The following is a 908-nucleotide window of genomic DNA, read 5'->3' as shown; positions in this document are numbered from 1 at the left end:
ATTTGAACCTACGAATGCCAGAGTCAAAGTCTGGTGCCTTACCGCTTGGCGATATCCCAAAATTTAATGGGGTGAACGATGGGACTCGAACCCACGACAACCAGAACCACAATCTGGCGCTCTACCAACTGAACTACGTTCACCATATATGGTGCGTCTTAAGGGATTCGAACCCCTGGCCCACGCCTTAGAAGGGCGTTGCTCTATCCAGCTGAGCTAAAGACGCATGTATTGGAGCGGGTGAAGGGAATCGAACCCTCGTAACTAGCTTGGAAGGCTAGCACTCTACCATTGAGTTACACCCGCATTTGGAGCGGAAGACGAGATTCGAACTCGCGACGTTCACCTTGGCAAGGTGACGCTCTACCACTGAGCCACTCCCGCATTTTTTTTATTTTTATGATTGGTGCAGGTGAAGGGAGTCGAACCCCCACGCCTAAGGCGCTAGATCCTAAGTCTAGTGCGTCTGCCAATTCCGCCACACCTGCATGTTTCATTTTTGGTGGCTCACCGGGGGATCGAACCCCGGACACCATGATTAAAAGTCATGTGCTCTACCGACTGAGCTAGTGAACCATCTGGCTGGGATAGCAGGATTTGAACCTACGAATGCCAGAGTCAAAGTCTGGTGCCTTACCGCTTGGCGATATCCCAAAATTTAATGGGGTGAACGATGGGACTCGAACCCACGACAACCAGAACCACAATCTGGCGCTCTACCAACTGAACTACGTTCACCATATATGGTGCGTCTTAAGGGATTCGAACCCCTGGCCCACGCCTTAGAAGGGCGTTGCTCTATCCAGCTGAGCTAAAAACGCATATATTGGAGCGGGTGAAGGGAATCGAACCCTCGTAACTAGCTTGGAAGGCTAGCACTCTACCATTGAGTTACACCCGCATATATT

10 tRNA genes are annotated in these 908 nt (G+C 50.8%); all 10 read right to left on the bottom strand.

Annotated elements, in window-relative coordinates:
• Window positions 1-67 precede the first annotated feature (67 nt).
• Window positions 68-143 (bottom strand) — tRNA-His (locus IO99_RS18095).
• Window positions 144-149: 6 nt separating this feature from the next.
• Window positions 150-226 (bottom strand) — tRNA-Arg (locus IO99_RS18090).
• A gap of 6 nt (window positions 227-232) precedes the next feature.
• Window positions 233-306 (bottom strand) — tRNA-Gly (locus tag IO99_RS18085).
• A gap of 3 nt (window positions 307-309) precedes the next feature.
• Window positions 310-384: transfer RNA gene (locus IO99_RS18080), tRNA-Gly, on the bottom strand.
• A gap of 20 nt (window positions 385-404) precedes the next feature.
• Window positions 405-488: transfer RNA gene (locus IO99_RS18075), tRNA-Leu, on the bottom strand.
• A gap of 12 nt (window positions 489-500) precedes the next feature.
• A tRNA-Lys gene (locus tag IO99_RS18070) sits at window positions 501-576 on the bottom strand.
• Between the two features lie 3 nt (window positions 577-579).
• A tRNA-Gln gene (locus IO99_RS18065) sits at window positions 580-654 on the bottom strand.
• Between the two features lie 8 nt (window positions 655-662).
• Window positions 663-738: transfer RNA gene (locus IO99_RS18060), tRNA-His, on the bottom strand.
• A gap of 6 nt (window positions 739-744) precedes the next feature.
• A tRNA-Arg gene (locus tag IO99_RS18055) sits at window positions 745-821 on the bottom strand.
• A 6-nt stretch (window positions 822-827) separates the two neighbouring features.
• Window positions 828-901 (bottom strand) — tRNA-Gly (locus IO99_RS18050).
• Window positions 902-908 lie beyond the last annotated feature (7 nt).

Origin of the sequence: Clostridium sulfidigenes (genome assembly GCF_000732635.1) — a bacterium.
Lineage (GTDB): Bacteria > Bacillota > Clostridia > Clostridiales > Clostridiaceae > Clostridium_J > Clostridium_J sulfidigenes.
The sequence above is the reverse complement of the archived record's forward strand: the minus strand, read 5'-3'. Positions and strand labels throughout refer to the sequence as shown.